We start from the raw sequence: 4,858 nt of genomic DNA, 5'->3' as shown, positions 1-4,858 counted from the left end.
GGCGAGCTGTCCCACAGCGAGACCAGGACCTGGCTGCCGTCGACGGTGACGAACAGCCGGCCTTCGTCGTACTTGGTCTTCAGCGCGGCCGCCAGGGCGTGCTTGTTGACGCGCGGCTCGCCCATCTCGTCGGGGACCTGGGCGATGTAGTGGGTGACCCGGCGGCCGTGGTCGCGGACCTCCCTGACGAACTCGGAGCCGGGCACCGGGCCGCCGGCGGCGCCGATCCGGTCGGCCCACCACTCGTGGGCGGTGGGGGCCTTGCGGCGCCGCTCGTTCGCGTCGGGGGTGACGTCGACCTCCTTCCAGGCGGGGCCGCCCTCGCGCCCGTACTGCCGGACGACCTCCTTGATGGTCACGTCGGTGACGTCCACGCCGAACGCCGCGGCGACCGCCTCCTGGGTGAGGCCGGAGATCGGCCGCCCGGCCTCAGAGGCGCGCAGCAGCAGCGACAGGTCGTTGGGCATGCCGGTGTGCGGGGTGGCCTTGACGACGATCGTGCGGCCGGGCATGCCGCGGTTCTCCCACAGCCAGCGGACCTGCCGGGTGAAGGCGTCGGCGCCGTCGTCCGGCTGCGCCGGGGACGGCTCGGGAGCGGGCTGGAGCTGCGGGGCAGGGGCCGGGGCGGCGAGCGCGGGCCGGTGGCTCCGGCGGGTGTGCCGGGAGAACGGCATCACGAGCAGGCCGGCCGCCGCCCACCCTGCGGCGAGCAGGACGTCCAGGCCCCACGGACCCACGCCGGGCGTGTTCTTGGCGGCGACGTCGACAGCGGCCGCGAGCACGAGCGGGGACCAGCGCAAGATCTTGCGGCCCGCGCCGGGCTCGTCGCTCTTGGCGGCCAGCACCCAGCCGCCGATGCCGGCGGCGCCCGCCAGCTGCACGACCGTGTTGACGGGACTGTCGGGGGCGATGTTCGGGGCCGCGGCGAGGACCGGGGCGGCCAGGGTGTAGAGGGTGCGCTCCAGGGCGACGCTGCGCGGCACGGACACGGGGGTTTCTCCTTCGGGAGTGACGATGGGCGGCCCGCCGTCGGTGGCGGGCCGCCCATCGCGGACTTCGGCTGGGTCGGGGGTCAGTGGGCGAAGAAGCCCGGCTTGGGGGTGCGCTCCTTGCGGCCGGAGCGGATGGTGTCCAGGCCCTCGTACAGCCGCGCGTGCGTACGCCGCGCGTCCGTGGCCAGGCCGGACACCTCCTGCGCCGTCTCGTGGAGCTTCTGGACCTCCACGGCGGCGCCACCCAGGGCGACGGCCACCTGGTTGGTCATCTCGATGAACTTGCGGTCCAGTTCGGCGTTGGCGATGTCGACGGCCAGGCCCTCCGCGCGCTGCGCGTTCTGCCGCATGCCACGCAGCAGCGCCTCCAGCTCGTTGCTGGCCAGGTCCATGGCCTGGCCCAGCGTCTTGAGCTTCTGCTGGACAGCCTTGTACCGGTTGTCGCCGTCGGTCGTGGCGGCAGCGCCGCCGGTGGTGGGCGCGAGGTCGCTCACGGCGAACCTCCTTCCTAGTCGTGGTGAGCGGCGGCGGAGGCGTGGGCCAGGCCCGCGTCGTCCATGGCCTGGATGTCCTCGCCGTAGACGCGGCCGACCGACATGGCGGCGATCCGGGCGGCCTCGGAGGCGATCTCGCACTCGGTGGCGCACCGTTCGGCGAGCTGCTTCATGCGGGCCGCGGCGTCGGCCAGGTCCGTGATCTGGTCGACGACCTCGGTGGCGATGTTGTGGTCGCCGACCAGGTCGGCCGCCATGTCCCGCAGGGCGTCGGCGACCTTGCCGAGCGCGACGCCCAGGTCCTGGGCGCGGTCCTTGTCGAGTGCGGCAGCGATCGCGATGTTCACGATCTCCATCAGGTACTCGCCGAAGGTGATGTCGGTGCGGTGCTTGGCCGCCATGCCGGTCTGGCCCGACGTGGGCTTGCTGACCTCCGATGCCACGGGGTCCTCCTGTGCGGTGGGTCGGGTGGTGCCGGGACGCTGGGTGTGCGGCTCGGGCGCGGGCGGCAGGCCCTTGACGCCGGCCGTGACGGCTGCGGGCTTATCGGGGACGATGTCCGCGTCGGCGATGTCGTCCTCGCCCTGGGCAGCGGGTTTCGGCGGGCGGGTGTCGTGCTCGGGCCACTCCGCCGTCGGGGTGGAGTCCTCCGCACCGAACGGGCTGTCCGCCGAACGCTCACGGCGCCCGGCCCGGCCGGTGCCGGCGGTACGACCGCGCCGGAACCGGCGCCGCTTCTTCGAACCGTCAGACGGCCCGTCACCGGCCTTTGCGTCCTTGCCCGGCTCATCGGACGCCTTGCCGTCCTGCGCGGCGCTGGAGGACCCGCCAGAGGCGTCCCTGGCGTCCTCCTCGCCCTTGCTGTCGGTGCCCTTGCCTTCGGCGTCCTTCTCCTTCCCCTTGTCCTTGGTCAGGCTGACTTTCTCGGTGCCGCCCTTGCCGTCCTTCGCGTCTTTCGCGTCGGCGCGGCGCTTGTCCCAGCGACGCTGCGCCTCCTCCGCCACGGCCTCACCGAAGGTGGTCCGGTCGTCGGCGGCCTTCGCGGCCTCCCGCTTCGCCTTCCTCGCGGCCTTCCGCTCGGCTTTCGCCCTGCGGCGCTCCTCCCGCTCCGCCTGCCGGTTGGCGCGGTCCTGGTCACGGTCCTTGCTGCGGTCGGCGAGGTTGGCGGCCTGGTCGGCGCTGCGCCGCTGCTGCCGGGCGGCCTGGCGGGCGGCGGCGCGCTCCTGGCGGCCGCGGGCCCGTTCGGCCCGGGGGCTGGAGGCCGGCGAGTCCTTCGGCTTGCCGCCGTCGCCCTTCGAACCGGCCTTGCCGGACCCGGAGCTGCCCGAGCCGTTCTTGCCCGAGCCGCCCGAACTGCCCTTGCCTGTGCCGGACTTGCCCGCACCGGAGCCACCAGAGCCGTTCTGACGGCCTTTGGAGCCCCCGGACGACTCATTGCCCTTCGAGCCGCCCCCACGACCGCCAGCGGAGCGATCAGAGCCCTTCCCAGTGCCCTTGGGGGAGTTGCCGCTCCCGGGACCGCGACCGGTGCCGCCGGACCCGTTCGTACCTGAACCGCGGCCGCCGCCGGTGCCGCCCCGGCCTGAGCCGCCGGAGTGGCCGCCCCCGCCGCCGGCCTTCGAGCGGCCGCCCTTGTCGGCGCCCATGCCGGAACTGGAGGACCGCGCCCCGTCGGCCTTGCCGCGCGCCGCCGCCTTGTCGGCCTTCGCCTTCATCTGCGCGGCACGGAGCTTGGCGTTCTGCTCCATCATCGCGGTCTCCTGCGCGGTACGGGCCTCCAAAAGCGCGGCCTTACGCGCTATCTCCGCCTCACGGAACGGCGCTTCCCCGGCGTGCCGGTCCCGCGCCACTTCCAGGCGATATTCCAGCCAGTCACCGAGCCGGTCCGCCAGCGAGCGCGGCTGCACATATTCACCCTCTTCGTTTTCCTCCGCGTTTATTCCGCTGGGATCGGCGAGCGGAATTTCACGAGAAGAAGCCAAAGCTGCTTCCGGTCGGGGCGCAGCCGGGACAGCGGGCAACTCGAGGGTTGTTTCTTCCGGGGACTCCGGAGGGACCGCGGACCGCTCACTCGCGTCCGGGAAAAGACGTCCGGGATCCGGCAATTGCGGGGGCCGGTCAGTGACATCGGTCCCGACCGGGAAATTGATGAGTTGCCCTTCGGTGTCGTCTGACACTGCTCTCGCGTCCTCCTTCAGGGCTTGACAGACGGTGACCGCCTCGCGTACGCGTGCGCGCGCCTGGGCGCCTGGGCGTGTGGGCGCCTGGGCGTTGGAGACGTCGAGGGGGCCACCGCGTGGCAGCGGCGGCCCCCTCGTGGCGGGCGGGCGGTTACTGGGTGTGCTTGAGGTAGACGGCGTGCAGGTCGTGCGCCAGCGCCCTCAGCCCGGCGGTGTCGCCGCGCTTGAGGCATTTCCTGCCGTGCGTCTGCACGAGCATCACCAGGAAATAGAAGGCGCCGAGGTCCTCGCCGTGTCGTTCGATGAACGAATCACGCTGCTTCAGCAGGTATTCGCGGGAGCGCTGAGCGCGGAGTTCGGATTTCAGGAGCGGGCGAGTCACGCCGAGCGCTCCTTACCGAGGTCGTAAATCGACCTCGGACCACCATACCCCGGATTCGGCGTCTGTGCACCCTGCTGCGGCGGATTCGGCGCGGCCTGGAGCGGCTGCGGGTTCTTCTTGCGCTGCCTTTCCAGCTCCTTTTCCTTTCGCTTTCGGGCGGTATTTGCGACCGCCTCATCGTGGGCGCGGCGCTTGTAAGCGCCCTTTTCGAGGCCCTTGGTGACGGCCTCGACGTTCTTCAGGACGTCCTTGAACGCCCTTTCCACGGGCTGGGCGCGCAGCCAGGCGTCATAGAACCGGTCGCCCTCGACGTGGGTGTCACGGCAGTGGACGCGGATCTCCTGGGCGAGGGTCTCCAGGTTCTTGCCGATGTCCAGCAGGACCCGCTGAACGTCGGCCAGGTACCGGGCGGTCGCCTCCGGGTTCTGCGCCACATCGCGCAGAGGAGAGTGGTTCGGGTCGTTGCTGTTCATGCGAGAAGACCTCCAGGTCTCGGGGTTGGGGAGGGGGAGTCCGTGATCCCGAGGTTGTTGCGCGGGGTTGGGGTGGTAGTCGGAACGAACCTCGCCCGCACCGCTTCCCGGGTGGGCGCGGTACGGGCGAGCGGCCTGCCGGCCGTGGCCGTCACCGGTCCGCGCTCAGTGGGCGAGCGCGAGCCGGTGACGACCATGAGCGGCAGGGGTTCTGCCAGAGGGGTGAGCGCGTCGGCGCTCACCGGGCGCTCACCTACGCGCCCGGAGCGGCCTCTTCGACCTGAGCGCGCAGACGCTGAGCGGTCGGGCGGGAGACCGGCTTGTCGGACAGGCCCGC

At 72.1% G+C, this 4,858-nt stretch carries 4 protein-coding genes and 1 pseudogene; all 5 read right to left on the bottom strand.

What is annotated here, in order from left to right; translation table 11 throughout:
- A pseudogene (locus tag VE614_RS13380) lies at positions 1–989 on the bottom strand (chromosome segregation protein ParM); the annotation flags it as partial.
- 83 nt (positions 990–1,072) lie between these two features.
- A complete protein-coding gene (locus VE614_RS13375) occupies positions 1,073–1,486 on the bottom strand; it encodes a conjugal transfer protein TraB (RefSeq protein ID WP_324936123.1) in 414 nt (137 codons plus the stop codon).
- Between the two features lie 14 nt (positions 1,487–1,500).
- A complete protein-coding gene (locus tag VE614_RS13370; protein ID WP_324936121.1) occupies positions 1,501–3,393 on the bottom strand; it encodes an ATP/GTP-binding protein in 1,893 nt (630 codons plus the stop codon).
- A 424-nt stretch (positions 3,394–3,817) separates the two neighbouring features.
- Complete coding sequence (locus VE614_RS13365; protein WP_109542986.1) at positions 3,818–4,048, bottom strand: carbohydrate ABC transporter; 231 nt, start codon at positions 4,046–4,048, stop codon at positions 3,818–3,820.
- On the bottom strand, positions 4,045–4,521 hold the full coding sequence (locus VE614_RS13360) for a hypothetical protein (RefSeq protein WP_324936117.1): 477 nt from the start codon (positions 4,519–4,521) through the stop codon (positions 4,045–4,047). Before VE614_RS13360 ends, VE614_RS13365 begins: the two co-directional genes overlap by 4 nt.
- Positions 4,522–4,858: the final 337 nt, after the last annotated feature.

The organism is Streptomyces sp. (assembly GCF_035645055.1).
Lineage (GTDB): Bacteria > Actinomycetota > Actinomycetes > Streptomycetales > Streptomycetaceae > Streptomyces.
Note: the sequence above shows the minus strand (reverse complement) of the source record. Positions and strands in the feature narration are given on the sequence as shown.